The sequence below is a fragment of the Streptomyces sp. NPDC014882 genome, from assembly GCF_043081325.1.
In the GTDB taxonomy this organism is placed as follows: domain Bacteria; phylum Actinomycetota; class Actinomycetes; order Streptomycetales; family Streptomycetaceae; genus Streptomyces.
The window spans coordinates 144,638-168,583 of the sequence record NZ_JBIBWL010000004.1 but is presented as its reverse complement, the minus strand read 5'-3'; the positions used below and the strand labels follow the sequence as shown (position 1 = coordinate 168,583).

General features: G+C 73.7%; 25 protein-coding genes and 1 pseudogene. 17 read left to right on the top strand and 9 right to left on the bottom strand.

The annotated features are described in order from the left end of the window. Nucleotides 1-262 precede the first annotated feature (262 nt). From ACF09K_RS12035 to ACF09K_RS12000, 8 genes are all read left to right on the top strand, one after another. Nucleotides 263-940, top strand: a complete 678-nt coding sequence (locus ACF09K_RS12035; protein ID WP_392242718.1) for a class F sortase — start codon at nucleotides 263-265, stop codon at nucleotides 938-940. Nucleotides 941-1,087: 147 nt separating this feature from the next. Then, nucleotides 1,088-2,242 carry a SchA/CurD-like domain-containing protein gene (locus ACF09K_RS12030; RefSeq protein ID WP_392242717.1) on the top strand — a complete coding sequence of 385 codons (1,155 nt, stop codon included), beginning with the start codon at nucleotides 1,088-1,090 and terminating at the stop codon, nucleotides 2,240-2,242. A gap of 62 nt (nucleotides 2,243-2,304) precedes the next feature. Beyond that, complete coding sequence (locus ACF09K_RS12025; protein ID WP_392242715.1) at nucleotides 2,305-2,769, top strand: cupin domain-containing protein; 465 nt, start codon at nucleotides 2,305-2,307, stop codon at nucleotides 2,767-2,769. Then, complete coding sequence (locus ACF09K_RS12020) at nucleotides 2,766-4,034, top strand: beta-ketoacyl-[acyl-carrier-protein] synthase family protein (RefSeq protein WP_392242713.1); 1,269 nt, start codon at nucleotides 2,766-2,768, stop codon at nucleotides 4,032-4,034. The genes ACF09K_RS12025 and ACF09K_RS12020 overlap by 4 nt, the downstream gene beginning before the upstream one ends. Further along, nucleotides 4,031-5,281, top strand: coding sequence for a ketosynthase chain-length factor (locus ACF09K_RS12015; RefSeq protein ID WP_392242711.1), 1,251 nt, complete (start codon nucleotides 4,031-4,033; stop codon nucleotides 5,279-5,281). The genes ACF09K_RS12020 and ACF09K_RS12015 overlap by 4 nt, the downstream gene beginning before the upstream one ends. Nucleotides 5,282-5,338: 57 nt before the next feature. After that, nucleotides 5,339-5,596, top strand: coding sequence for an acyl carrier protein (locus ACF09K_RS12010; RefSeq protein ID WP_392242710.1), 258 nt, complete (start codon nucleotides 5,339-5,341; stop codon nucleotides 5,594-5,596). A 1-nt stretch (nucleotide 5,597) separates the two neighbouring features. Next, nucleotides 5,598-6,077 (top strand): SRPBCC family protein, encoded by a 480-nt coding sequence (locus tag ACF09K_RS12005; protein ID WP_392242708.1) that lies wholly within the window; start codon nucleotides 5,598-5,600, stop codon nucleotides 6,075-6,077. 17 nt (nucleotides 6,078-6,094) lie between these two features. After that, a complete protein-coding gene (locus tag ACF09K_RS12000) occupies nucleotides 6,095-6,430 on the top strand; it encodes a TcmI family type II polyketide cyclase (protein WP_363089773.1) in 336 nt (111 codons plus the stop codon). Nucleotides 6,431-6,498: 68 nt separating this feature from the next. Here ACF09K_RS12000 and ACF09K_RS11995 read toward each other — a convergent pair whose 3' ends face one another. Together ACF09K_RS11995 and ACF09K_RS11990 are read right to left on the bottom strand one after the other, a co-directional pair. Then, the gene (locus ACF09K_RS11995) at nucleotides 6,499-7,527 is read right to left on the bottom strand and encodes a methyltransferase (protein WP_392242706.1); all 1,029 of its coding nucleotides are present in this window, start codon (nucleotides 7,525-7,527) and stop codon (nucleotides 6,499-6,501) included. A gap of 79 nt (nucleotides 7,528-7,606) precedes the next feature. Beyond that, a complete protein-coding gene (locus ACF09K_RS11990; protein WP_392242705.1) occupies nucleotides 7,607-8,713 on the bottom strand; it encodes a nitrous oxide reductase family maturation protein NosD in 1,107 nt (368 codons plus the stop codon). A gap of 312 nt (nucleotides 8,714-9,025) precedes the next feature. Between ACF09K_RS11990 and ACF09K_RS11985 the strand changes: the two genes are divergently transcribed. From ACF09K_RS11985 to ACF09K_RS11965, 5 genes are all read left to right on the top strand, one after another. Then, complete coding sequence (locus tag ACF09K_RS11985; RefSeq protein ID WP_392242703.1) at nucleotides 9,026-9,643, top strand: DUF6629 family protein; 618 nt, start codon at nucleotides 9,026-9,028, stop codon at nucleotides 9,641-9,643. A 243-nt stretch (nucleotides 9,644-9,886) separates the two neighbouring features. Next, entirely contained in the window at nucleotides 9,887-10,378 is a 492-nt protein-coding gene (locus ACF09K_RS11980) for a DUF2617 family protein (RefSeq protein WP_392242702.1), read from the top strand. Beyond that, entirely contained in the window at nucleotides 10,375-10,776 is a 402-nt protein-coding gene (locus ACF09K_RS11975; protein ID WP_392242700.1) for a DUF4247 domain-containing protein, read from the top strand. Before ACF09K_RS11980 ends, ACF09K_RS11975 begins: the two co-directional genes overlap by 4 nt. Before the next feature lie 69 nt (nucleotides 10,777-10,845). Further along, on the top strand, nucleotides 10,846-11,286 hold the full coding sequence (locus tag ACF09K_RS11970) for a DUF350 domain-containing protein (RefSeq protein ID WP_392242699.1): 441 nt from the start codon (nucleotides 10,846-10,848) through the stop codon (nucleotides 11,284-11,286). An 11-nt stretch (nucleotides 11,287-11,297) separates the two neighbouring features. Next, nucleotides 11,298-12,899 (top strand): polyamine aminopropyltransferase, encoded by a 1,602-nt coding sequence (locus ACF09K_RS11965; protein WP_392242697.1) that lies wholly within the window; start codon nucleotides 11,298-11,300, stop codon nucleotides 12,897-12,899. A 51-nt stretch (nucleotides 12,900-12,950) separates the two neighbouring features. On the opposite strand, the gene ligA is transcribed toward ACF09K_RS11965, so the two are convergent. Then, nucleotides 12,951-15,098: an NAD-dependent DNA ligase LigA gene (ligA, locus tag ACF09K_RS11960; protein ID WP_392242695.1), complete on the bottom strand. Its 2,148-nt coding sequence runs from the start codon at nucleotides 15,096-15,098 to the stop codon at nucleotides 12,951-12,953. A gap of 71 nt (nucleotides 15,099-15,169) precedes the next feature. On the opposite strand from ligA, the gene ACF09K_RS11955 reads away from it, so the two are divergent. The 4 genes and pseudogenes from ACF09K_RS11955 (at nucleotide 15,170) to ACF09K_RS11940 (ending at nucleotide 18,191) form a co-directional block, all read left to right on the top strand. Beyond that, nucleotides 15,170-15,619, top strand: coding sequence for a carboxymuconolactone decarboxylase family protein (locus ACF09K_RS11955; protein WP_392242693.1), 450 nt, complete (start codon nucleotides 15,170-15,172; stop codon nucleotides 15,617-15,619). Between the two features lie 157 nt (nucleotides 15,620-15,776). Continuing rightward, nucleotides 15,777-15,959 (top strand): annotated as a pseudogene (locus ACF09K_RS11950) (transposase); the annotation flags it as partial. A gap of 299 nt (nucleotides 15,960-16,258) precedes the next feature. After that, nucleotides 16,259-16,801, top strand: coding sequence for a GNAT family N-acetyltransferase (locus ACF09K_RS11945; RefSeq protein ID WP_392242691.1), 543 nt, complete (start codon nucleotides 16,259-16,261; stop codon nucleotides 16,799-16,801). Between the two features lie 136 nt (nucleotides 16,802-16,937). Then, a complete protein-coding gene (locus ACF09K_RS11940; protein ID WP_392242689.1) occupies nucleotides 16,938-18,191 on the top strand; it encodes a phosphodiester glycosidase family protein in 1,254 nt (417 codons plus the stop codon). 45 nt (nucleotides 18,192-18,236) lie between these two features. Here ACF09K_RS11940 and ACF09K_RS11935 read toward each other — a convergent pair whose 3' ends face one another. From ACF09K_RS11935 to ACF09K_RS11910, 6 genes are all read right to left on the bottom strand, one after another. After that, nucleotides 18,237-18,431 carry a hypothetical protein gene (locus tag ACF09K_RS11935; RefSeq protein ID WP_392242687.1) on the bottom strand — a complete coding sequence of 65 codons (195 nt, stop codon included), beginning with the start codon at nucleotides 18,429-18,431 and terminating at the stop codon, nucleotides 18,237-18,239. Between the two features lie 166 nt (nucleotides 18,432-18,597). Next, nucleotides 18,598-19,458, bottom strand: a complete 861-nt coding sequence (locus ACF09K_RS11930) for a phosphatidylinositol-specific phospholipase C/glycerophosphodiester phosphodiesterase family protein (RefSeq protein ID WP_392242686.1) — start codon at nucleotides 19,456-19,458, stop codon at nucleotides 18,598-18,600. Nucleotides 19,459-19,693: 235 nt separating this feature from the next. Continuing rightward, on the bottom strand, nucleotides 19,694-20,803 hold the full coding sequence (locus tag ACF09K_RS11925; RefSeq protein WP_392242684.1) for an acyl-CoA dehydrogenase family protein: 1,110 nt from the start codon (nucleotides 20,801-20,803) through the stop codon (nucleotides 19,694-19,696). Further along, the gene (locus tag ACF09K_RS11920; RefSeq protein ID WP_392242683.1) at nucleotides 20,800-21,984 is read right to left on the bottom strand and encodes an acyl-CoA dehydrogenase family protein; all 1,185 of its coding nucleotides are present in this window, start codon (nucleotides 21,982-21,984) and stop codon (nucleotides 20,800-20,802) included. The genes ACF09K_RS11925 and ACF09K_RS11920 overlap by 4 nt, the downstream gene beginning before the upstream one ends. Continuing rightward, entirely contained in the window at nucleotides 21,981-22,952 is a 972-nt protein-coding gene (locus ACF09K_RS11915) for an NADPH:quinone oxidoreductase family protein (protein WP_392242681.1), read from the bottom strand. Before ACF09K_RS11915 ends, ACF09K_RS11920 begins: the two co-directional genes overlap by 4 nt. Before the next feature lie 341 nt (nucleotides 22,953-23,293). Continuing rightward, on the bottom strand, nucleotides 23,294-23,902 hold the full coding sequence (locus ACF09K_RS11910; protein ID WP_392242680.1) for a helix-turn-helix domain-containing protein: 609 nt from the start codon (nucleotides 23,900-23,902) through the stop codon (nucleotides 23,294-23,296). Nucleotides 23,903-23,946: the final 44 nt, after the last annotated feature.

Here is a 23,946-nt window from a genome sequence, read left to right as displayed (position 1 = left end):
CGCGGCGGCATGCACACCGGCGGCGGCGCGCTCGACGCGCCCGGCGCGACCGCGGGCGGCCTGGCCGTCCTGGCCGTCGCCGCGACCGGGCTGTACGCCGCGCGCCGTAAGAAGTCGGCTCCCGGCCTGGCCTGACCCGTGCCGGGCGACATAGCAGCCGTGGCCGCCACCTGAGCTGGACGTGGCGGCCCGGCTCGCTTTCCGCCCCCGCCCCACCCCCGCCCGTCCCGCTGCCGTGAACCAGCTAGTGAGGTCACCTCAGATGGCCGTCCCCTCCTCCGCCTCCTCCTCCGACGGGTCGGCCCCGGCCCGGCGGCCCCGCCGGGGCCTGACCCTGCTGTGCGCCGGTGGCCTGCTGCTGCTGGCGGTGCGCCTGCTCGGCGACGACACCCCGCAGGCGGGCGCGCCCAGTCCGCCGTCCGACCCGCGGTCCGCCCCGCAGGCCGCCGCACCGGCCTCGCCCGGCACCGGGCCGGCGGGAAAGCACCTGCCGCGGTCCAGTCCGGTGCGGCTGCTCATCCCGAAGATCTCCGTCGACGCCCCCTTCACCGACCTCGCCATCGGCGCGAACGGGCAGCTCCAGGCCCCGCCGCCGCACGACACGAATCTGGTCGGGTGGTACGCCAAGGGCGCCTCGCCCGGTGAGACGGGCACCTCGATCATCGCCGGGCACGTCGACACCGCCACCTCCGCCGCCGTCTTCGCCGAACTGGACGAACTCCGCAAGGGTGACGTCTTCCGGGTGCGGCGGGCCGACGGGCGCACACCCGTCTTCGTGGTCGACAGCGTCGAGAAGTTCGACAAGGACCGCTTCCCCAGCCGGCGGGTCTACGGGGACACCGCCGACGCCCAGGTACGGCTCATCACCTGCGCGGGCGACTACGACCGGACGGTCAAGGACTACACGGAGAACCTCGTCGTCTTCGCGCACCTCAAGTGACGGAACCTCACACGGACGAGGGGCGCCGGTCACCCGCCCAGTCCCTCCCGGTCGCGCGTCCGTCCGGGCCGCCACAGGATCGAGACACGCTCACGTCGCCCGACCGCAGCCGAGGTTCCGCCTCGCTCCCCGAAGGAGATCCCCACGATGACCACCACGTCCGCCCCCGCTTCCGAACAGCTGACGCGCCAGGTGTCGCAGCGCGTCTCCCAGTCCGTCTTCGACGGCTCCCACCTCCGGGTCGTCCTGCTGGTGGACGTCTACGACGGGGCCCAGCAGCAGTTCCTGGAGGCGTACGAGCAGCTCTGCAACCAGATCGCGGCGGTCCCCGGCCACGTCAGCGACCAGCTGTGCCAGTCGATCGAGAACCCCTCCCAGTGGCTCATCACCAGTGAGTGGGAGAGCGCCCCGCCGTTCCTGACCTGGGTCAACAGCGAGGAGCACGTCCGGATGGTGGAGCCGCTGCACAGCTGCGTGCGGGACACCAGGTCGCTGCGGTTCCACGTCGTCCGCGAGACGGGCGGACCGGCCGCGCTGGCCGAGCCCGGCGAGCGCCGGCTCCAGTCGTCGCCCCGGATCGGCGACGGCGTGATCCGCCACGCGCTCACCTTCACGGTGAAGCCGGGCAGCGAGGGGGCCGTCGCGAAGATCCTCGGCGACTACGCCTCGCCGGAACCGCGGGTCGACGACACCACCCGCCTGATCCGCACCTCCCTCTTCATGCACGGCAACCGGGTGGTGCGGGCCATCGAGGTGCGGGGCGACCTGCTCGCCGCGCTGCGGCACGTCGCCCGGCAGCCCGAGGTGCGGGCCGTCGAGGAGGCCATCAACCCCTACCTGGAGCAGGACCGGGACCTCGACGACCCCGAGTCGGCCCGGGTCTTCTTCACCCGTGCGGCGCTGCCGGCCGTCCACCACGTGTCGGCGGGCGAGGAGCGGCAGGACACCGTACGGCACGCGCTGTACTACCCGGCGCGCGAGGGCGGCGGTCTGCGGCTGGCCGAACTCCTCGCCCAGCAGGACGAGAGGGCGGCGGACGCCCCGGACAGCCCGGTGCTGCGCAGCACAATCTTCCAGCGCGACGACGTCGTGGTGCGCCTGGTCGACGTACGCGGCAAGGACGCCGACGCCGGCCGGGTGCTCGGTCTGGCGGACCGGGACCGGACGGCGGAGCTGACGGGCCTGCTGGACGCCGACGCGCTCGGCGTGGACGCCTCCGCGCTGCGGGACGGGGCCGCCGACCGTCTCCTCAGCCTCGCCCGCATGGAGCTCGTCACCGATCGCCGCTCGCCCGACGCCTGAGCCGTCCGGCAGGCGCGGCGCCGTTCGCCACGCCGACACAGCACACGAAACGGAGCAACGTCGTGATCACATCCCGTCCCAGAATCGTGGACCTCAGCGAGGTCGAGCCCAACACCCGGCGCGGCGGTGACCTGCGCGCCATGCTCACACCCACCACGTCGGGCGCCACCAGCGGTTTCATGGGCGTGGCCATCGTCCAGCCGGGTGACCGCATCGGCGAGCACTACCACCCGTACTCGGAGGAGTTCGTGTACGTGGTGTGCGGGCAGCTGGAGGTCGACCTCGACGGCGAACCGCACCCGCTCCAGCCCGAGCAGGGGCTGATGATCCCGATGCACATGCGGCACCGCTTCCGCAATGTGGGCAAGGTCGAGGCGCGCCTGGTCTTCCACCTGGGCCCGCTGGCGCCGAGCCCGCCGCTCGGTCACGTCGACACGGAGGAGACCGAGCCCGTCGCCGTGGCGGCGGCGGAGGGTGCCCACGGCGGTGCGGTCCGCACGGCCGGACGCCGGCAGGCCGGTTCATGAACCGGCGGGTGGCGGTCACCGGCATAGGCGTCGTCGCTCCGGGCGGCATAGGAGTGCCGGCGTTCTGGGACCTGCTGTCCCACGGACGCACCGCGACGCGGGGCATCACCTTCTTCGACCCGGCGGGCCTGCGGTCGCGCATCGCGGCCGAGTGCGACTTCGACCCGGCGGCGCACGGGCTGGACGCGGAGCAGGTCGCCCGGTGCGACCGGTACATCCAGTTCGCCCTGGTCGCCGGGGAGGAGGCGGTGCGGGACTCCGGTCTCGACCTGGGCCGGGAGAACCCCTGGCGGGTGGGTGTCTCGCTGGGCACCGCGGTCGGCGGCACCACCCGCCTGGAACACGACTACGTGCTGGTCAGCCACGGCGGGCAGCGCTGGGACGTGGACCACGACCGGGCCCGGCCGCACCTGCACCGCGCCTTCTCGCCCAGCACGCTGGCCTCCACGGTGGCGGAGCGGTTCGAGGCGCGCGGGCCGGTGCAGACGGTGTCGACGGGCTGCACCTCCGGGCTCGACGCGGTCGGGTACGCCTTCCACACGATCGAGGAGGGCCGGGCCGACATCTGCATCGCCGGTGCCTCGGACTCGCCGATCTCCCCGATCACCATGGCCTGCTTCGACGCCATCAAGGCCACGTCGCCCAACAACGACGACCCGGCGCACGCCTCACGTCCCTTCGACGCCCACCGTGACGGCTTCGTCATGGGCGAGGGCGGTGCGGTGCTCGTCCTGGAGGAGCTGGAGCACGCCAGGGCCCGCGGTGCGCACGTCTACTGCGAGCTGGGCGGTTACGCGACCTTCGGCAACGCGTACCACATGACCGGCCTGACCACCGAGGGCCTGGAGATGGCGCGGGCCATCGAGGAGGCCCTCGACCACGCCCGGGTCGACCCCACGGGGGTCGACTACGTCAACGCGCACGGCTCGGGCACCAAGCAGAACGACCGGCACGAGACCGCCGCCGTGAAGCGGACCCTGGGCGCACACGCCTACGGCACGCCCATGAGCTCCATCAAGTCGATGGTGGGGCACTCCCTGGGCGCGATCGGCGCGATCGAGGTCGTGGCCTGCGTGCTGGCCCTGGCCCACCAGGTGGTGCCGCCCACCGCGAACTACGAGACCCCGGACCCCGAGTGCGATCTGGACTACGTGCCGCGTGACGCGCGCGAGCGGAAGCTGAACAGCGTGCTCTCCGTGGGCAGCGGGTTCGGCGGTTTCCAGTCGGCGGTGGTCCTCAACCGGCCGAGGGAGAGGGAACGATGACCGCATCCCGTCCGCGGCGTGCCGCCGTCACCGGTATCGGTGTCGTCGCACCCAACGGAGCCAGCACCGAGTCCTTCTGGAAGTCCACCCAGGAGGGCATCAGCGCCCTCGGCCGGGTCACCCGCGAGGGCTGTGAACACCTCCCGCTGCGCGTGGCGGGCGAGGTGCGGGACTTCGAGCCGACGGCGGCGGTCGAGGAGCGCTACCTCGTCCAGACGGACCGGTTCACGCACTTCGCGCTCGCCGCGACCGACCTCGCCCTGGAGGACGCCCGCCTCGGCCAGGCCGACACCGGTGCCGCGCCGTACTCGGTGGGCGTGGTCACCGCGGCCGGTTCCGGCGGCGGTGAGTTCGGCCAGCGCGAGCTCCAGCAGCTGTGGGGCAAGGGCAGCCGCTTCGTCGGGCCGTACCAGTCGATCGCCTGGTTCTACGCCGCCAGCACCGGCCAGGTCTCCATCCGACGCGGCTTCAAGGGGCCGTGCTCGGTCGTCGCCTCCGACGAGGCCGGCGGACTGGACGCCCTGGCGCACGCGGCACGGGCGGTGCGGCGCGGCACCGGGGTGATCGTGGCCGGTGCCACCGAGGCACCGCTCGCCCCGTACTCGGTGGTGTGCCAGCTCGGTTACGAGGAGCTGAGCACCGGCGACGACCCCGAGCGGGCCTACCGTCCGTTCACGCGGGAGGCCCGCGGGTTCGTGCCGGCCGAGGGCGGCGCCATGTTCGTCGTCGAGGAGGAGTCCGCGGCCCGGGAACGCGGGGCGCGGGTGCGGGCCGTCCTCGCGGGGCACGCGGCGACGTTCACCGGCGCCGCCCGGTGGGAGCGGTCCCGGGAGGGCCTCGCGGAAGCCGTCCGCGCGGCCCTGGCGGACGCCGGGTGCGCGCCGGAGGAGATCGACGTGGTCTTCGCCGACGCGCTCGGCGTGCCGGCGGCGGACCGTGCCGAGGCGCTGGCCATCGCCGACGCCCTCGGTGCGCACGGCAGGCGGGTGCCGGTCACCGCGCCGAAGACCGGGACCGGCCGCGGCTACTGCGCGGCGCCGGTGCTGGACACCGCGGCGGCGGTGCTCGCCATGGAGCACGGCCTGATCCCGCCCACCCCGCACGTCTTCGACGTCTGTCACGACCTCGACCTGGTGACCGGCCGGGCCCGCCCCGCCGAGCTGCGCACGGCGCTGGTCCTCAGCCGGGGCCTGATGGGGTCGAACTCGGCGCTGGTGCTGCGGCACGGCGCCACCGGCGCCTCGTGACGGGGCGCGTCCAGCAAGCACGGAGCAGCAGGAACACAGCAGAAGGAGAGGAACCGCATGAGTGACCGCATCACGGTCGAGGAACTGGCCGAACTGATGAAGAAGTCCGCGGGCGTCACCGTCGCCCCGGACGACCTCCAGCGGCAGTACGACGTCGGCTTCGACGTCCTCGGCATCGACTCGCTCGGACTGCTCGGCATCGTGGGCGAGCTGGAGAACCGCTACGGCACGCCGATGCCCCAGGACGCGGAGCGCAGCAAGACGCCCCGGCAGTTCCTCGACCAGGTCAACAGCGCTCTGCTGGCGGGGGCGTGACATGTCCGGACACACGGAGAACGAGATCGTCATCGCCGCCCCGCTGGACCTGGTCTGGGACATGACCAACGACGTGGCGAACTGGCCGCGGCTGTTCAGCGAGTACGCCTCGGCCGAGATCCTGAAGCAGGAGGACGGGAAGACCACCTTCCGGCTCACCATGCACCCCGACGAGAACGGCAAGGTGTGGAGCTGGGTCTCCGAGCGGGAGGCGGACCGCGGCACGCTCACCGTGCGGGCCCGCCGCGTCGAGACCGGCCCGTTCGCCTACATGAACATCCGGTGGCGGTACGAGGAGGTGCCGCAGGGCACCCGGATGGTGTGGACCCAGGACTTCGAGATGAAGCCCGAGGCGCCCGTCGACGACGACTGGATGACGGACAACATCAACCGGAACTCCAAGGTCCAGATGGAGCTGATCCGGGACCGCATCGAGCAGGCGGCCACGGAGCACCGGCCCGTGCCGAGCCTGGCCGACTGAGCCGGACGGAGGACAGGATGACGCACCAGACCCTGATCGTCGCCCGGATGGCCCCGGGGTCCGCCCCGGACATCGCCAAGCTGTTCGCGGAGTCGGACCGCGGGGAACTGCCCCACCTCATCGGCGTCTCGCGGCGCAGCCTCTTCCAGTTCGACGACGTGTACATGCATCTCGTCGAGGCCGAGCAGGACCCGACGCCCGCCATCTCCGAGCTGGCCGGGCACCCGGAGTTCCGGGCCATCAGTGAGCGGCTGAGCGCGTACGTCAGCGCCTACGACCCCGCGACCTGGCGTTCGCCGAAGGACGCGATGGCGCACTGCTTCTACCGCTGGGAGCGCGACTCCACGGCGTGAGGAGCCGATGACCGACGGCGGCCGGCCCCGCGTACCTCGCGGGGCCGGCCGCCGTCGGTCCGGGGGTGTCACGCGGGCACGGTGCAGTCGAACGCGTGGAGGTAGGGGTTGACCGGCCGGATGTCGTCGACGACCAGGCCCGCCCCGGTCAGCCGGCTCACCATGCTCTCGGTGGTGTGCTTGGCGCCGCCCACGTTGAGGAGCAGCAGCAGGTCCATGGCGGTGCTGAAGCGCATCGAGGGCGAGTCGTCGACGAGGTTCTCGATGACGACGACCCGTGCGCCGGGCCCGCCCGCCGCCATGACGTTGCGCAGGGTCCGGGCGGTGCTGTCGTCGTCCCATTCCAGGATGTTCTTGATGATGTACACATCGGCCTGGACGGGGATCGCCTCGCGGCAGTCGCCGGGGACGACGCGCATCCGGTCGGCGAGCGCGCCGCCGGGACGCAGCCGCGGGTCGGCGTTCTCCACCACGCGGGGCAGGTCGAGCAGCGTCCCGTGCAGCGCCGGGTACTTCTCCAGCAGGCTCGCCACCACGTGCCCCTGGCCGCCTCCGATGTCGGCGACCGAGGCGCTCCCCGACAGGTCGAGGAGCTGCGCGACGTCCCGTGCGGACTGCGCGCTGGAGGTCGTCATGGCGCGGTTGAAGACGAGGGCGGACTCGGGGGCGTCCTCGTTGAGGTAGGTGAAGAACTCCTTGCCGTACAGGTCCTCGACGACGTTGTGGCCGGTGCGCACGGCCTCGTCGAGCTTCGGCCAGGAGTCCCAGGTCCACGGCTCGGTGCACCACAGGGTGATGTAGCGCAGGCTGTGCGGATCGTCCTCGCGCAGCAGGCGGGACATCTCGGTGTGCGCGAAGGTCCCGTCGCCCTGCTCGGCGAAGACGCCGTAGCAGGAGACGGCCCGCAACAGCCTTCGCAGGGGCTTGGGTTCGGCCTTCACCGCGGCCGCGAGGTCCTCCACGGTCATGGGGCTGTCGCCGAGGGCGTCGGCGACGCCCAGGCGGGCCGTCGCGCGCAGGGCGGCGGCACAGGCCGCCCCGAACGCCAGCTCCCGCAGCCGCATGGACGGCGCCGGGGCAGTTTCTGCGGTCGTCATGTGCCGCCTTTCCTCTTCGTCGTGTTCACGGGTTCTCACGGGTTCTCACGGGTTTTCACGGGTGGTCACGGGCTTGCGGTCAGCACAGGCCCGCGGGCCTGGAGACCTGGCAGGAGTTGGCCTCGAAGGTGTTGGCCTTCGCGGTCTCCTGGTCGACGAGGTCGGCCGGGAGGTTTCCGCTCAGCTCGTTGTCGCTGATCCGGTTCCGCTCGCTGGTGGTGCCGACGAAGCTCTTGAACAGGACGATGCCGCCGGACAGCGGGGACTTCCCGGCGTTGTCCCGGATGACGTTCCGGGTCACCAGGGTGTCCTCGGTGCCGGTCATGACGACGCCGGAGCCCTGCAGGGCGTCCAGCCGCGCGGTCTTCGGGCAGGACTTGTTGTTGCGCACGATGCGGTTGGCGGCGACGGTCACCGCCCCGGCCTTGGGCTTGTTCTCGTCGCCGACGACGAACACGCCCGCGCAGTTGCCGGTGACGTGGTTCTCCGCGACGGTGAGGTGGCGCAGCCGGCGGACGGTCACGCCGATCCGGTTGCCCTCCAGCCGGTTGCGCTCGACGAGGGTGCCGCCGGTGTCGGTGGCGCCCTGCTCGGCGGTGATCGTGTTGGCGAGGAAGAGGCCCGCGTCGCCGTTGTCCCGGGCGGTGTTGCCCCGGAACACACCGCGCACCGACGCCTCCTGGGCGATGCCCCACACCCCGTTCCTCACCGCGGTCACCTTGCGCACGGTCAGTCCGTCGGTGTCGGTGGCGTAGACGCCGCTGCGGGTGAAGCCGGTGACGGTCAGGGAGGCGAGGGTGACGTCCTCGAGCTTGCGGTCCTTCGTCCCGACCACGCAGATGCCGTTGCCGGCCGCGGCGCAGCCGGCGGTGGCCGCGGCGGCGGACCTGCCGGTGGTCCCGGCGGCGGACTTGGCGGCGGACTTGGCGGCCGCCGGCTGGATCACCACGCCCCGGCCCACGCCGCGCAGGGTCAGTCCGGGAGTGGTCACCGTGACGCTCTCCCGGTAGGTGCCCGGGGCGATCAGCACCGTGTCACCGGGCGCGGCGGCGTCCACCGCCTTCTGGATCGACTGTCCCGCGTGGACCACATGGATCATGTGGCCGGCGGACGCCGGGGCGGCGCCGAGGCCCGCCCCCACGACCGCGGCGGTGCACGTGAGGTACACGAGATGGCATTTCTTCATATTCCGGACAATATGCTCGACGGGTCGGCGATCCGGTGGTATCGGCCGTACGTTGGCGTGTTGCGGGACGGCACGTCGCGGGCGGCACGTCACGGGCGGCATGTCGGCGGGCCGCGGCCCGCGAGGCGACGTACCCCGGCCGGCAGGGCACCCCCGGGGTCGGCCAGGGCGCCCTGGCCCGGTCCGGACCGCGCCGAGGCGCGCCGGACCGGTCCGGCGCGGTCCGCTCCGCCCTCGCCGGGGCGCGACGTAGCGTGGCCCGCACACCCCGGACGTACCGGGGATCGCGACGGTCGACTCGATGGTGGCGTCATGTGTTGGAGTGCGACGGCCGATCTGGTGGCGGGCGCCGGGGTCACCGCCGTCGGCGTGGCCTGTGTGGCGCGGGTGCGCCGGGTGCGGGACCTGCCGCTCGCCGCGCTGCCCCTCCTGCTCGGAGTCCATCAGATCGTCGAGGCGATGGTCTGGGACGCGGGCGGTGGCGACGGGCCCGCCACCGTCGTGTGGACCGTCATCGCGCTGCCGTTGCTGGCGGTGTGGGTGCCCGCGGGAGTGTGGTGCGCCGCCCCGCCGCGCGCCCGGCGCCGGCTCGGACCCGTTCTCGCGGTCGGCGCCGCGACCGCCGCCGGCCTCGCGTACGGGCTGGCCACCGGCCCCGTCACGGCCGAGATCCGGGGGCGCACGATCGGCTATGCGACCGACCTGTCCCATCCCGTCGTCCTGATCGCCGGCTATCTGCTGGCCACGGTGGGTTCCCTGCTGCTGTCCGGCGACCGGCGGCTGCTGGTGCTGGGGACCTTCGTCGCCGTGGGCGCGCTGTTCTGCTGGACGCTGTGGCGGCTGGAGTTCGTCTCCACCTGGTGCGCCTTCGCGGCGGTGTGCTCGGTGCTGCTGCTCGGCTGGGTCCGCGGCCGGCCGGCCCCCCGGTGAGCACCGGCGCCGGCCGCCTGCGGGGCCATGCGGTCACCTGCTCGAACTCCGCTTCCCGGTAGGGCGACCGGCCCTCGCGGCGAGCGGACCGGGTGGGGCCCCGAGGCCGCACCGGCGGGCGGCGGCACGACGGGGAACCGATCGTTCCTCCCCCGCGCGTCAAAGCCCTTGCTCCCCATGTGCCATACTCGGCGCCGCTCATAGCAAGATCTGACCGGAGGAATCCACCTGCACGCCATAGCCTTGGACGCTCCCTACCTGGACACGGACGCGGAGCAGCTCTGCTTCTCGCTGGACCTGGACGAGCGGCCGGCCCTCGCCGAGCACGAGACGACCGTGGGTGGGCTCGACGTCCGTCTGCGGCTCCTCGGCGCCTCGCACCAGGTCTTCGCCGGCCCCGTACGGGAGACCGTGGCCTGCCTGTTGGGGTCCGTGAAGGGCCTGCCGGGGGCGTACACCCGTCAACTGCCGGGCTGGACCTACGACTTCACGGCCGACACCCGACGGCTGGCCCCCGCGGACTTCAGCGAGCTGGTGGCGGGGATCCGCCGGCAGGTCGCCGCCGGCCCCGACAGCCTGTGCGGGATCTTCCCCGGGTCGCCGGAGGCGCTGACGGCCGTCGTCGTCGAGGCGGCCGCCGGGGCGCCCGGCGGCGGGCTGGTCTGGCGCACCTGGCACACGTACCCGCAGCACGGCCAGATCGTATCGACGCACACGCGGCTGGAGGCCCGATGAAGAGCGCCCGACTCGTCCGCGCGGCGGGGGCCGCCGTGCTGGCCGTCGCCCTGCTGGCCGCCTGCTCCTCCGACGGCGGCAACGGGGTGCCGCGCGGCTGGATACGCGACACGTACACCGAGAGCGGCGCGGACTGGGTCGTTCCGGACAAGTCCCCGACGCGGGTGGCCGACGCCATCCACGGGCACCGCGCGGCCCTCGACCGCGCGTCCGGCGGGAGCCTGGAGTTCCTGCGCTACGGCGACGACATGGTCACCGTGTCGCCGTACCGGAGCGGCAGCCGGATCGAGATCGAGGACTACCGCAACGGCTACCACCGGCACAGCACGTACCTCACCTACTGGCCGAACCCGGACAGCGCCAGCTTCCGCGGCGGCGGCCCCGGCGAGGGCAAGTGACACCGGTGGACCGGCTCCGCGCGTGACGCACCACCAGACCCCGACGACGCCCTCAAGAAAGGCAACACAGTGACCGAGATCCTCGAGTCGACGGGCCAGGCCCTGCTCTACGGAGTCGTGGGCCTCGCGGTGATGGCCGTCGGCTTCATCGCCCTCGACCTCGTCACACCCGGCAAGCTGTTCCACGTGGTCTGGAGGGACCGCAACCGCGGCGCGGCGGTACTGCTGGGCAGCCAGTCGATCGCCGTGGGTCTGGTCATCATGGAGGCCATCCGGGCCAGCGAGTCCGAGGAGGGCCTCGGCCAGGGCCTGTTGAGCACGCTGCTGTACGGCCTCGCCGGGGTGCTGGTGATGACGCTGGTCGGCATCGTGATCGGCCACCTCGCGCCGGGCCAGATGGGCGCGGTCGCACTCGACGACAGCAGTGACGGCCGTCCGCACCCGGCCGCCTGGGTCCAGGCCGGGATGTACCTCGGCACCGCGTTCATGGTCGGCGCGGCACTGTCCTAGGCACCGCACCCGTGAGCACCACCGCACTCCGGGACCGCGGCGCCGCGGCCCCCACCCGCCCCCCGGCCGTCCGGCACACCCGGGGGGCGCGCTTCCTCCTGCTGCTCGCCGTCTTCCTCTGCGCCGCCTGCGGCCTGGTCTACGAGCTGGCGCTCACCGCGCTGGGCAGCTACCTCATCGGCAACTCCGTGCTCCAGACCTCCGTGGTCATCTCCGTGATGGTCTTCGCGATGGGTCTCGGCTCGCTCGCCGCCAAACCGCTGCGCCGCCGCGCGGTCGGCGCGTTCGCCGTCGTCGAGGGGGTACTGGCGCTGGTCGGCGGGCTGTCCGTGCTGGTGCTGTACGCGGCGTTCGCCTGGCTCCAGCTGTACACCCCGGCGATGATCGTGATCACGCTGGTGGTCGGCCTCCTCATCGGGGCCGAGATCCCGCTGCTGATGACGCTGCTGCAGCGGATCCGGCGGCAGGAGGCGGGCAGCGCCGTCGCCGACATGTTCGCCGTCGACTACATCGGGGCGCTGGTGGGCGGGCTGTGCTTCCCGCTGCTGCTCCTGCCGACGTTCGGACAGCTGCGGGGCGCGCTGGTGGTCGGCGCGGTCAACGCGGTGGCCGGCGTCGTCGTGGTGCTGTTCATCTTCCGCCGGCAGACCCGGCGCTTCGTCCAGGTCGGCCTGCTCTGCGGCGTGACGGCGGTCCTGACGGTGCTCGGCACGGCGTACGTGCTGGCGGACGACCTGGAGGTCACCGCGCGTCAGCAGATGTACCAGGACCCGATCGTGCACGCCGAGACGACGCCGTACCAGGAGATCGTCGTCACCCGCTCGACCGCCTTCACCGGCGGTGCGGACATGCGCCTCTTCCTCAACGGGGACCTCCAGTTCAGCTCCGTCGACGAGTACCGCTACCACGAGTCGCTCGTGCACCCCGCGCTGTCGCGGGGGCGCGGCGACGTACTGATCCTGGGCGGCGGCGACGGGCTCGCCCTGCGCGAGGTGCTGCGCTACGACGACGTGCGGCACGTGACGCTCGTCGAGCTGGACCCGGCGATGACGAAGCTGGCCCGCGACTTCGCGCCGCTGCGCGAGCTGAACGGCGCCTCGTTCGCCGATCCCCGGGTCGAGGTGGTCAACGACGACGCCTTCAACTGGCTGCGCGGCGCGCGGCAGCGGTACGACGCGGTCGTCATCGACTTCCCGGACCCGGACACGGCGGCGCTGGCCAAGCTGTACTCGGTGGAGTTCTACACCCTGCTCGGCCAGGTCCTCACGCCGCGGAGCCAGGTCATGGTGCAGAGCGGGTCGCCGTTCTTCGCGCCGAAGACGTTCTGGTCGATCGCGGCGACCGTGGAGGCGGCCGGGTACGCGACGACCGAGTTCCAGGTCGACGTACCGAGCTTCGGCAACTGGGGGTTCGTGCTGGCCGCCCGCGGCGCCGCCGCTCCCCCGCCGCTGCGACTGGCCCCGGACGCCCCCCGCCTGCGCTACCTGGACGACGCGGTCCTGAAGGCGGCCGCGGTGTTCCCCGTCGACCGCCGCCGCGAGGACGTGCGGCCGAGCACGCTGATGGAGCCGACAGTGCTGGAGTACGTGCTCGACGAGTGGAAGAACTACTGATCCCGCCGGGCGGAACCGGAGCGGGTCCGGCTCCGCCCGGGGCGGTCGCGGTCAGCCGACGAGGCCGGCGACGAGAAGGGCGAACTCGTCGGGGGTCGCCAGGCGCACGCCGAGGGACTCCGCCTTGGCCCGCTTGGAACCGGCGCCCTCCCCGGCGACGACCAGGCTCGTCCGCTTGGAGACGCTGGAGGAGGAGCGGCCGCCGGCCCGTTCCACCAGTTCGTTCATCTCGTTGCGGCTGAGCTTCTCGAGCGGACCGGTCATCGCGCCGGTGACCACCACCGTCATGCCGGCCAGCGGCCCGCCCGCCGACGCGGTGACGTCGGTGGCGCGGGCGGTGCCGGTGGTGGTGGCGTGCGCGCCGTCCGCCGTCCCGGTGCCGCCGTCGGTCCCGTCGGACGGCGGGGCGGGCGGCGTCGCGCCGGGCTCGGTCATGTTGACGCCGGCCGCGACGAGCTTGTCGATGAGCGGGCCGAGTTCGGCGAGTTCCGCGACGATGGACGGGGCCTTCTCGGCGCCGATGCCCTCCACCCGCCGGACCGTCTCCGCGTCGGCGGCGCGCAGCTCGTCCATGGTGGCGAAGTACCGGGCGATGCGGCGGGACATGGAGCGTCCGGTGCCGCGCACGCCGAGTGCGCACAGCACGCGCGCCAGCGGTCTGCCCTTGGCCGCGGCGATGGCGGCGAGGAGGTTGTCGGTGCTGGTCCCGCCCATCCGGTCCAGGCCGAGGAGCTGGTCGCGGGTGAGGGTGAACAGGTCGGCGAGATCGGCCACCAGGCCCGCCTCGACGAGTTGCACGACGCGGGTGTGGCCGAGGCCCTCGATGTCGAGCTGGTCGCGTCCGGCGGCGTAGGAGAGGGAGGCGACCAGGTGGCAGTTGCGGCCGTTCTCGCAGCGCCAGCGCTGCTCGCCGGTGTCGATGGCCGATCCGCAGCGCGGGCACGCCTCGGGGAAGACGATCGGCTGTTCCTCGCCGGTGCGCAGGTGGGCGACGGGCGCCTCGACGCGGGGGATGACGTCACCCGCCCGGTGGACCATCACGTGGTCGCCCAGGCGCAGGTCGCGGCGGGTGATGTCGGCCGGGTTGTGGAGGGTGGCGTAGGTGATGGTGGAGCCGTCGATCTCCACCGGGGCGAGGACGGCGCGGGGCGCGATGATGCCGGTGCGGCCCACGTTCCACTGCACCTCCAGCAGGCGGGTGATCTTCTCGACGGCCGGCAGCTTGTAGGCGATCGCCCAGCGCGGGGCTCTGGAACCCGACCCGGCGGCCCGCTGGTCGGCGGCGAGGTCGGCCTTGACGACGATCCCGTCGATGCCGAAGGGCAGGTGCGGCCGCACGGCGGCGATCTCCCGCACCCGGGCCAGGACGTCCTCCACGGTGTCCGCGGTGACGCCGGGTACGGCCGTCGTGGCGGTCGTGTTCACGCCGAGCGTCGCGGCCCGGGCCATCAGGTCGCTGTGGGCGGCCTCGTCGAGGGCGGCGGCGAGGCCGGCCCCGGTGCCGTCGAGGGGCAGCAGGCCGTAGCCGAAGAAGGTCATCGGCACGGTGTAGGCGCGGTCCCTGGCGCGCAGGGTGCCGGCGGCGGCGTTGCGCGGGTTGGCGAACGGCTGGCCGCCGTGCGCGGTGCGGACCTCGTTGGCGTGCTCGAACTGGGCGGTCGTCATCAGGACTTCGCCGCGCACCTCCACGGTGACCGGCTCGGTCAGCCGCTCGGGCAGGCCCTCGACGGTGCCGACGGCGTGCGTGACGTCCTCGCCCGCCGTCCCGTCGCCCCGCGTGATCAGCCGCGTCAGACGGCCCCGGGTGTAACGGGCCGCGATCGCCAGGCCGTCCAGTTTCGGCTCGACGCTGTAGCGCTCGCTCTCGTGGCCGACGCGCCGCGCCAGCGAGGCCGCCCAGGCGGTGAACTCCTCGGGAGAGAACACGTTGTCCAGGCTGAGCATCGCGACCGTGTGCGGGACGTCGCCCTCGACGGCGCCGCCGGCCACCTTTCCGCTGGGCGAGTCGGGCAGCACCTGTCCGGGATGGGCGGCCTCCCAGTCCGCGATGGACCGCACCAGCCGGTCGTAGGCGTCGTCGTCCAGCACCGAGGTGCCCCCGGTGTAGTAGGCGGCGGACGCCCGTACGGCGTCCTCGACCGCCTGCGCGTAGGCGGCGGCGTCCACGATCTGTGCGGCAGGTGTCGTCATGCCCGTCATCCTGCCTCCCACCACTGACAACGCCCCTGGCACGAGGGGACGTCGGGCCCCGGGACGTTCTATATTCGACTGTGACTCGACGGATCTTCATCGACAAGCAGAGCCCCCGGGCCTACCACGCACTCGTGCAGACCTCCGAGGCCGTGCGCGCGACCGCCGCCGAGGCGGGTCTGGAGCGCACCGTCGTGGAACTGGTCAACCTGCGCGTCTCGCAGCTCAACGACTGCGCCTTCTGCCTCGACCTGCACACCCGGGCCGCCCTGCGCGCCGGGGAGTCGGCCCGGCGGCTCGGCGTGCTCGCCGCGTGGCGGGACACCGAACTGTTCAGCCCGCTGGAGCGGGCGGCCCTGGCGCTGGCGGAGGCGACCACCTTCCCCGCCGACGCCGCCCTGCGCGAGACCGCGTACGCCGACGCCCGCGAGGCCCTCACCGAGGACCAGATCGCGGCGGTGCTCTGGGTGGCGGTCACCATCAACGCCTTCAACCGGGTCTCCGTCCTGAGCGGGCACCCGGTGCGCTGACCCGGGCGGCGCGGGCATGTGTCGGACACCCCTGGTAATGCCTGGTCAGGTTCACTCACCGGTGGCGTGTCCGTTTGATCGCTTGTTCCGTTGACCTGTTGTGACGGGTGGGGAGCCGGCCGCGGTCCGGTGTGATCCGGAGGACTTCGCGGCGGAGGTGTTCGAGCCGTTCGCGCGGGCGGATCAACGCCGGTGGGGCCAGGTGTATCTGCGGGGCCTGCTGCTGGACGGGCGGCGCAAGTCGGTGGAACCGACGGCCGCCCGGCTGGGCGAGGACGGCAACCGGCAGACCCTGGCGAACTTCATCACCACCAGCCCGTGGGACGCGGCCCAGGTGCGGTCGGCCGGCGGGGTCGAGCCCCTGGAGGCCGCCCTGGCCGAGTGGCGTGCCCGGCTCTCGGCACGCGGCCGGGCCATGGTGTCCGGGGCCGCCGAGCTGGAGGCGTACCTCCGCGCTCGCGGATGAGCGGAGGGACGGAGGGACGGAGGGATGGAGGGGCCGAGGACGGGGAGGAACCACAGCCGAGCGGACGAGCCGTCAGCGGCGCTCCCGTCCTTGCCCCTTCGCCCCCTTCCCGTTCCTCCCCCGACATCCGTGATCGCGTGCCCCGTGACGTGTCGCCGTGCTTGCATACGACGGTGATCCCCGACCCCGCCGCAGCCCCTGCCCTCTCCGTCCGGCCCCGGGTGCCGGCCGACCTGGACGACTGCGTGAGCGCGCTGGCGCTGGTGCACGCGCACAGCCGCTACCCGGTCGACTGGCCCGCCGATCCCGCCTCCTGGCTCACCCCCGTCACGCTCCTGGCCGCCTGGGTCGCCGAACGGGAGGGACGGATCGTCGGGCACGCCGCGCTGTGCCGGGGCGAGGACGGCGATCCCGCACCGGCGTTGTGGGCGGCGCGCGGGAACGGGGTGCCGGCGGCCGGTGTGAACCGGCTGTTCGTGGCGCCCGAGGCGCGCGGACTCGGCGCGGGAGCGGCCCTCGTGGAGCGGGCCGCCGGGGAGGCGCGCTCCCGCGGCCTGCACCCCGTGCTCGACGTGGTGGCCACCGATCCGGCGGCGTCCTTCTACGCCCGGCTCGGCTGGCGGGACCTCGGTCGCGTGGACCGGAGGTGGGGCCCCGACCAGGTGGTCACCCTGCGCTGTTACGCGGCGCCGGTCGCCGCGGAACGGGCCGGTTAGCGCCCGTCGTCCCCTCGGGACCGCCGCCCCGGACTCGCGCCGTCCCTCACCCGTTCCGCGTCGTTCCCGTCCGCGCTGCCGCCGTATCGCCCGGCCCCCGTGAGAAGGTTGCCGCCCACACGAGACAGGGGGCCATGTGACACGTGGTCAAGAACGTCCCCGTGCCCGCAGAACGTCACTGGCACTGCTGACGGCGCTCGGCACGCTGGCCGGTGCCGCCCTGACGGGAGCGGCACCGGCCGGGGCGGCGACGGGGGCGGGTTCGGGGCCGGGGCCGGGAACCACCGTCGCGGCCGGCGTGGTGTACCGGCAGTACGACCTCGGGGCGGGTGCCGGCGTGACGCACGTGCACGTGCTCGACGTCGATCTGACCGACACCCGTGTGAGCCTGGGTCTGCTGCATCCGGGGAAGGTCGCGGCCCGCGCCACCGTCTCCCGGCAGGCCACCGCCCAGAAGGCCGTCGCCGGCGTCAACGGCGACTTCTTCGACATCAGCGAGACGCAGCATCCGGGCGTCGCCGCGACCGGCGCGAGCGTGGGCCCCGCCGTGGCGGACGGCAGGGCGCTCAAGGCCGCCGTGCCGACGGGGCAGCGGTTCGGTCCCGGACTTCCGCCCGGCACGGACACCGAGGACGTGCTCGGCGTCAGCGAGGACGGGCGGGCCCGGCTGGACCGCGTGGCGCTCCACGGGACGCTCGTCACCCCCGGCCGGCGGTGGCCGCTGGGCGGCCTCAACCAGTACGCGCTGCCGGAGGACTCCATCGGCGCCTACACCTCCGACTGGGGCGACGCCTCCCGGGCGCGGGCCGTCTGCGGCACCGACACCGACCGGGCCGCGCCGTGCGTCACGGAGACCTACGAGGTGACGGTGCGGCAGGGCCGGGTGGTGGCCGCATCGGCCACGCCGGGCGGCGGCGCGGTCGCGGCGGGCACGACGGTGCTCGTCGGCCGGGAGGCGGGCGCGCGGCGCCTCAGGGAACTGGTCACGGGGCAGCCGGTGACGGTGCGCCACGGCCTCACCGCCGCCTCGGGGCGCGCCTACCGCTTCGTCCTCGGCGGATATCCGGTGCTCACCGGCGGGCGGCCGCTGACGGGCCTGGACACGCGGACCTCCGCGGTACGCACCGCGGTGGGCATCGCGAACGGCGGGCGGCGGGTGCTGCTGTTCGCGGTCGACGGTGCGCCGGCGTACCGCAGGGGCCTGACGGTCGCCGAGGTCGCGGCCGCTCTCGGGAGCCTCGGGGCGAGCGAGGGCTTCAGCCTGGACGGCGGCGGTTCCTCCACCCTGGTGGCGCGGGAGCCGGGGACGGCCACGGTGTCGGTGCGCAACCACCCCTCGGCCGGGGCGGAGCGCGCCGTGCCGAACGGCATCGGGGTGTTCGTCCGGTGAACCGGCCCCCGCGGGGGCCGGTTCAGCCGGTGGCCCCGCGGGGCCTCACGGCCGGATGCTGCCGACGATGTCGGCGGTCGCCGTGAGGCCGCTGTGGATGGTGGGGGCCATGCTCGTGCCGGCCAGGAAGAAGCCGAGCAGCAGGCAGACCAGCCCGTGCGAGACCTTCAGTCCGCCGTTGCGCAGGAAGATCACCGCCAGGATCAGCAGCAACACCACCACGGAAAGGGAAACCGTCACGTCAACCTCCTCCATTACGTCCGCTTTCGCGGCATTCGGCCGCAAGTGTGGCGTAGGGGAGGGTTCGCCCGGGCGGCTGACCTGTCCGCCGAACGAGTGGTTCACGGGCCGGTGGGGCGGCCGGCCGGGCGGAGGAGTGCCGGGCGACCGGCCCGGCGGACCGTGGTCACGTCCTCCCGCGGGCGTCGAGGAAGGCCTCCAGGCCGGCCAGGTCGTCGGTGTTCAGGTAGTCGACGCCGGCGTCGAGCAGCTCGCCCCACAGTGCCTCCCGTGCGGGTCCCGCCAGGTCCGGCGTCGCCCAGAAGCGCACCTTCTGTCCGCGGTCGTGCGCGGTCCGGACGAGGGTGCGCAGCCTGCGCCGCTCCGCGTCGGGGAAGGCGCCGACGCCGAGCCAGGTGAAGTGGAGCGTCCAGTTGTCGCTGATCAGGGAGGCGAAGGAGGCGTCGGTGCCGCCCAGGTCGGCGAGACGGCCGTCGTAGAAGGCGCGGCGCACCGTCTGGGCCGCCATCGGCGCCCGGGCCGCGCGGTCGCCCGAGATGACGGCGGTGACCGGGCCGCGCCGCACCCGGCCGTGGTCGTAGGTGGTGAACAGGTGCCGGTAGCGGCGCAGTTGGCGGTCGAGTTCGAGGTACGTCGACGCGCCCTCGGTCTTGAGGTCGACGAGCAGTTGCAGCGGGGTGCGCGAACCGCGGTACACCGAGCCGTGGTGGGCCTCGACGCGGGCGGCGAGCGGGGCGAGGTAGAGGGACTCGAGCGTGCGGGCCGGGTCGAGGTCCACCGGGTCGTGGGCGACGAGCAGTCGGCCGTCGACGAGGAAGACGTCGGCCTCGACGCTGCCGAAGCGGTGGTCGAGGGCGTCGAGCAGGGGCCGGGGGTGCTCGTAGTCGTTGTGGGCGTGGGCGTGCCACAACGGGCGCGGCCGGTGCCGCCGTTCGCCGGCGAAGGCGCTGCCGGCGGGCGGCGCCAGCACTGCCGTGAGGGCTCCGCCGAACGTGGTGAGGGCTCCGCGGCGGGTGATGAGGGCCATGCTCTGCCTCCCTGGGGGACGGTCCGAACCACAGGGAGTATGAATCCGGCGGAGCCGCAATGGACCTGCGCGTGAAAGGAGTTGGCCGGACCGCCGCCGGGCGTTCACCCCTTCCGGGCAGGCGCGCGAACCTTCCGGGCGAGCACGCGAACCTTCCGGGCCGGCACGCGAACCTTGCGCGCGAGCACGCGAAGAAGCCCGCCCCGGGGGTGGGGCGGGCTTCAGCGGGGGACCGTCAGGGGGCCCGCAGGTCGACGAGTTCGGCCAGGGCGGCGCGGTGGGCGCCCGCCGTGCCGTAGGCGATCGAGTCGGCCTTCGCGCGCTTGAGGTGGAGATGGGCCGGGTGCTCCCACGTCATCCCGATGCCGCCGTGCAGCTGGACCGCCTCCTCGGCGGCCCGCACGGCGACGGGCGCCGCGTACGCCTGCGCCACGGCGACGGCCACCTCGGCGTCCTCACCGGTCGCCAGGGCGTCCGCCGCGCCGCGGGCCGCGGCCCTCAGGTTGACGACCTCCAGCCACAGCTGGGCGAGCCGGTGCTTGAGCGCCTGGAAGCCTCCGACGGGCCGGTTGAACTGCTTGCGGTCCTTGAGGTAGCGCACGGTCTCGGTCAACGCCCAGTCGGCGGAACCGAGTTGCTCGGACGCGAGCAGTCCGGCACCGGCGCGCAGGGCCCGCCGGACGGCGGGTGCGGCGTCCCCGAGCCGACGGCCGGGGGCTCCGGCGAGGGTGACCGTGGCGAGCGGGCGGGTCAGGTCGAAGGACACCTGGGGGGTGACGGTGACGGCGGCGGCGTCGACCGCGTACAGCCCGCCGTCGTCCGCGGGGACGAGCAGCAGGTCGGCACAGGCGGCGTCGGCGATGCCGGTCAGCTTCCCGTGCAGGGTGCCGTCCTCCAGCCGTACGGTCGGGAAGGCGGCGCCCGGCGCGGTGTGCAGCCCGACGGCGAGCACCGCGACCGCGGTGGCCCGTGCCAGCGGGCCGAGCAGGTCGGCGGCGACGGAGGTCTCCCCGCCCGGGCGAAGCCGGGAGCGGTGGAAGGCGAGCAGCGCCTCGGTGGCGACGACCGCGCTCGTGAGGTACGGGACGGGGGCGACCGCGCGGCCCAGTTCCTCCAGGACGACGGCGGCCTCCCGGTGGGTGGCGCCCTGGCCGCCCAGTTCCTCGGGCACCAGCAGTCCGGCGAGGCCCATCGTGCCGGCGAGCGCCTTCCACAGCCGGAGGTCGTGCGGGGCGTCCGACTCGGTGCGGGCGATCACGCCGGCCGCGTCGCAGTGGTCGCCGAGCAGGTCGCGGACCGCGGCGCGGAGCGCCTCCTCCTCCTCGGTGTACAGCAGGTCCATCATCGGGCAAGGTCCTTCCAGGCGACGTCCTTGTCGGTGCGCGGCTCGGTGGGCAGGCCCAGGACGCGCTCGGCGACGATGTTCAGCAGGACCTCGGTGGTCCCGCCCTCGATGCTGTTGCCCTTGGAGCGGAGGTAGCGGTAACCCGCCTCGCGGCCGGTGAAGTCGACGTGTTCGGGCCGGCGCATGGTCCAGTCGTCGTACAACAGGCCCTCCTCGCCGAGGAGTTCCACCTCCAGGCCGCTGATCTCCTGGTTGAGGCGGGCGAAGGCGAGCTTCATGCCGGCGCCCTCGGGGCCCGGCTGGCCGGCGACGAGCTGCTGGCGCAGCCGCTCGGCGGTGAGCCGGGAGACCTCGGCCTCCACCCACAGCTTCAGCAGCCGCTGGTGCAGGTCGTGGGTGCGCAGTTCGGGGCGCTCGCGCCAGGTCCTGGCGGCGGGCCCGATCATGCCGCCCTCGCGGGGCAGCCGCATGCCGCCGATCGCGACCCGCTCGTTGTTCAGCGTGGTCTGCGCGACCCGCCAGCCGTCGCCGACCTCGCCGAGGCGGTGGGCGTCGGGGATGCGGACGCCGGTGAGGAAGACCTCGTTGAACTCGGCCTCGCCGGTGATCTGCCGCAGCGGGCGGACCTCCACGCCGGGGTCGGTCATGTCGCACACGAAGTACGTGATGCCGCGGTGCTTGGGCACGTCCGGGTCGGTGCGGGCGATGAGGATGGCCCAGCGGGCGACGTGGGCGCTGGACGTCCACACCTTCTGCCCGTCGACGACCCAGTCCCCTCCGCTCTCCCGGACGGCCCGGGTGCCGAGGGCGGCCAGGTCGGAGCCGGCGCCGGGCTCGCTGAAGAGCTGGCACCAGACCTCCTCGCCGGTCCACAGGGGCCGCAGGAAGCGCCGCTTCTGCTCCTCGGTGCCGTACTGGAGGATCGTCGGCGCGGCCATGCCGAGGCCGATGCCGATGCGCCGCGGGTCGTTGTCGGGGGCGCCGGCGGCCTCCAGTTCGGCGTCCACGACGGCCTGGAGGGAGCGCGGGGCGCCGAGTCCGCCGAGCCCCTCGGGGTAGTGCACCCAGGCGAGTCCGGCGTCGAAGCGGGCCTTGAGGAAGTCCAGCCGGTCGGTGCCGGCCGGGGGGTGCGCGGCCAGCAGTTCGGCTGTGCGGCGCCGGAGTTCGGCTGCGTCGGTCATACGGCGGCTCCGTTCTGCGGGACGACGGCGACCCGGCCGGTGGTGGCGCCGTCGGCGACCCGCTGCACGGCGGCGGCGGCCCCCTCCAGCGGCACGCGCTCGCTCACCAGCGGCTTGATCGCGCCACGGGCGGCCAGCTCGGTGAGCTGCTCGTGGCAGTGCCGGACCAGCTTCGGGTTCTTGGTGTTGTACAGGCCCCAGTGCAGGCCGAGGATCGCGTAGTTCTTCACCAGCGCGTGGTTGAGCGAGGGGCTGGGGATCGTCCCGCTCGCGAAGCCCACGACCACGATCCGGCCCTCGAAGGCGACGACCTTGGTGGACTGGGTGTAGGCCTCGCCGCCGACCGGGTCGTAGACGACGTCGGCGCCCCGGCCGCCGGTGGCCTCCTTGACGGCGGCGATCACGTCCTCGGCGCGCCGGTCGATCACCACGTCGCAGCCCAGTTCGCGGGCGACGGCCGCCTTGTCGGCCCCGCCGACGACCCCGACGACGGTGGCGCCGGCCGCCTTGCCGAGCTGTACGGCCGCGCTGCCGACCCCGCCCGCCGCAGCGTGCACGAGGAGCGTCTCACCGGCCTGGAGACCGGCCCGGCGGTGCAGGCCGAACCAGCCCGTCTGGTAGCCGATGTGCAGCGCGGCGGCCTCCGCGTCGTCCAGGGAGTCGGGCGCGGGCAGCAGGGCGGCGGCGTCCGCGACGGCGTACTCGGCGAAGCCGCCGTGCGGCAGCGCGGGGGTGGCGAGGACGCGGCGGCCGTCCTCGGTCTCGCCGCAGATCTCCACGCCCGGGGTGAACGGCAGCGGCGGCCTGACCTGGTAGTGGCCGCGGGCCATCAGCGCGTCGGGGAAGTTGACGTTCGCGGCGCGCACCCTGAGCAGGACCTGGCCGTCGCCGGGCGTGGGCCGCTCGATGTCCGCGAGCCGCATCACCTCGCTCGGCTCGCCGTTCTCGTGCACCTGCCATGCCTGCATGCGGAGCCTCCACGGGACTGCGTCGTCTGACCGGGGTCGATCGCATACTAAGCGGTCGCTTGCCGATCAGGGAACAGCCGGCGGACAACAGCCCCGCGCCGGAGGTCGCGAGCGGGCCGCCGGCACGCCGCGGGCGCGTCCCACCGGGACGTCCCGGGCACGGGTCACCGGGACGACACGGGCACGGACCGCCGGGACGACACGGGCACGGACCGCCGGGACGACACGGGCACGGGTCACCGGGACGACACGGGCACGGACCGCCGGGACGACACGGACGGAGGCCGCCGGGACGCCGCGGACGGAGGCCGCCGGGACGCCACGCGCGAAGACCGCCCGCGTCACGCCCCCTTGGGCCGCGCCCGTACGTGCATCCGCTCCCCCTGCGGCCCGAAGAGGCTGAGGAACTCCACCGGCCCCTCCCCCGTCGACCCGAACCAGTGCGGCACGCGCGTGTCGAACTCGGCGGCCTCCCCCGCCGACAGCACCACGTCGTGCTCGCCCAGCACCAGCCGCAGCCGCCCGGACAGCACGTACAGCCACTCGTACCCCTCGTGCGTGCGGGGGTCCGGGTCCGTCCTGCGCTGCGGTTCCAGCACCTTGAACGCCTGGAGGCCGCCGGGCTGACGGGTCAGCGGCCAGTGGGTGCGGCCGTGGCGGACGACCGGCTGCGCCCGCACCCGCGGGTCGCGCACCGCCGGCGCGCCCACCAGTTCGTCCAGCGCCACCTCGTGGGCCCGCGCGATCGGCAGCAGCAGTTCCAGGCTGGGCCTGCGCAGCCCCGACTCCAGCCGGGACAGCGTGCTCACCGAGATGCCCGTCGCCTCGGACAGCCCCGCCAGCGTCGCGCCCCGCTCCTTGCGAATCCGCCGCAGTCGCGGCCCGACCTCGGCGAGCACCGCGTCGACGCCCTCGCCCGCGGCCCTGTCGTCGTCCTTGTCGTCACTCATGACGCTATTGCAGTTTCGGCAAACTCGTTTGTCAATACGGCAGC

What these genes read in the sequence shown, in the direction of transcription:
- ACF09K_RS12035 (WP_392242718.1), top strand. Translation starts at nt 263, where the DNA reads ATGGCCGTCCCCTCCTCCGCCTCCTCCTCCGACGGGTCGGCCCCGGCC.
- ACF09K_RS12030 (WP_392242717.1), top strand. Translation starts at nt 1,088, where the DNA reads ATGACCACCACGTCCGCCCCCGCTTCCGAACAGCTGACGCGCCAGGTG.
- ACF09K_RS12020 (WP_392242713.1), top strand. Translation starts at nt 2,766, where the DNA reads ATGAACCGGCGGGTGGCGGTCACCGGCATAGGCGTCGTCGCTCCGGGC.
- ACF09K_RS12015 (WP_392242711.1), top strand. Translation starts at nt 4,031, where the DNA reads ATGACCGCATCCCGTCCGCGGCGTGCCGCCGTCACCGGTATCGGTGTC.
- ACF09K_RS12010 (WP_392242710.1), top strand. Translation starts at nt 5,339, where the DNA reads ATGAGTGACCGCATCACGGTCGAGGAACTGGCCGAACTGATGAAGAAG.
- ACF09K_RS12005 (WP_392242708.1), top strand. Translation starts at nt 5,598, where the DNA reads ATGTCCGGACACACGGAGAACGAGATCGTCATCGCCGCCCCGCTGGAC.
- ACF09K_RS12000 (WP_363089773.1), top strand. Translation starts at nt 6,095, where the DNA reads ATGACGCACCAGACCCTGATCGTCGCCCGGATGGCCCCGGGGTCCGCC.
- ACF09K_RS11995 (WP_392242706.1), bottom strand. Translation starts at nt 7,527, where the DNA reads ATGACGACCGCAGAAACTGCCCCGGCGCCGTCCATGCGGCTGCGGGAG.
- ACF09K_RS11990 (WP_392242705.1), bottom strand. Translation starts at nt 8,713, where the DNA reads ATGAAGAAATGCCATCTCGTGTACCTCACGTGCACCGCCGCGGTCGTG.
- ACF09K_RS11985 (WP_392242703.1), top strand. Translation starts at nt 9,026, where the DNA reads ATGTGTTGGAGTGCGACGGCCGATCTGGTGGCGGGCGCCGGGGTCACC.
- ACF09K_RS11975 (WP_392242700.1), top strand. Translation starts at nt 10,375, where the DNA reads ATGAAGAGCGCCCGACTCGTCCGCGCGGCGGGGGCCGCCGTGCTGGCC.
- ligA (WP_392242695.1), bottom strand. Translation starts at nt 15,098, where the DNA reads ATGACGGGCATGACGACACCTGCCGCACAGATCGTGGACGCCGCCGCC.
- ACF09K_RS11930 (WP_392242686.1), bottom strand. Translation starts at nt 19,458, where the DNA reads ATGGCCCTCATCACCCGCCGCGGAGCCCTCACCACGTTCGGCGGAGCC.
- ACF09K_RS11925 (WP_392242684.1), bottom strand. Translation starts at nt 20,803, where the DNA reads ATGATGGACCTGCTGTACACCGAGGAGGAGGAGGCGCTCCGCGCCGCG.
- ACF09K_RS11920 (WP_392242683.1), bottom strand. Translation starts at nt 21,984, where the DNA reads ATGACCGACGCAGCCGAACTCCGGCGCCGCACAGCCGAACTGCTGGCC.
- ACF09K_RS11915 (WP_392242681.1), bottom strand. Translation starts at nt 22,952, where the DNA reads ATGCAGGCATGGCAGGTGCACGAGAACGGCGAGCCGAGCGAGGTGATG.
- ACF09K_RS11910 (WP_392242680.1), bottom strand. Translation starts at nt 23,902, where the DNA reads ATGAGTGACGACAAGGACGACGACAGGGCCGCGGGCGAGGGCGTCGAC.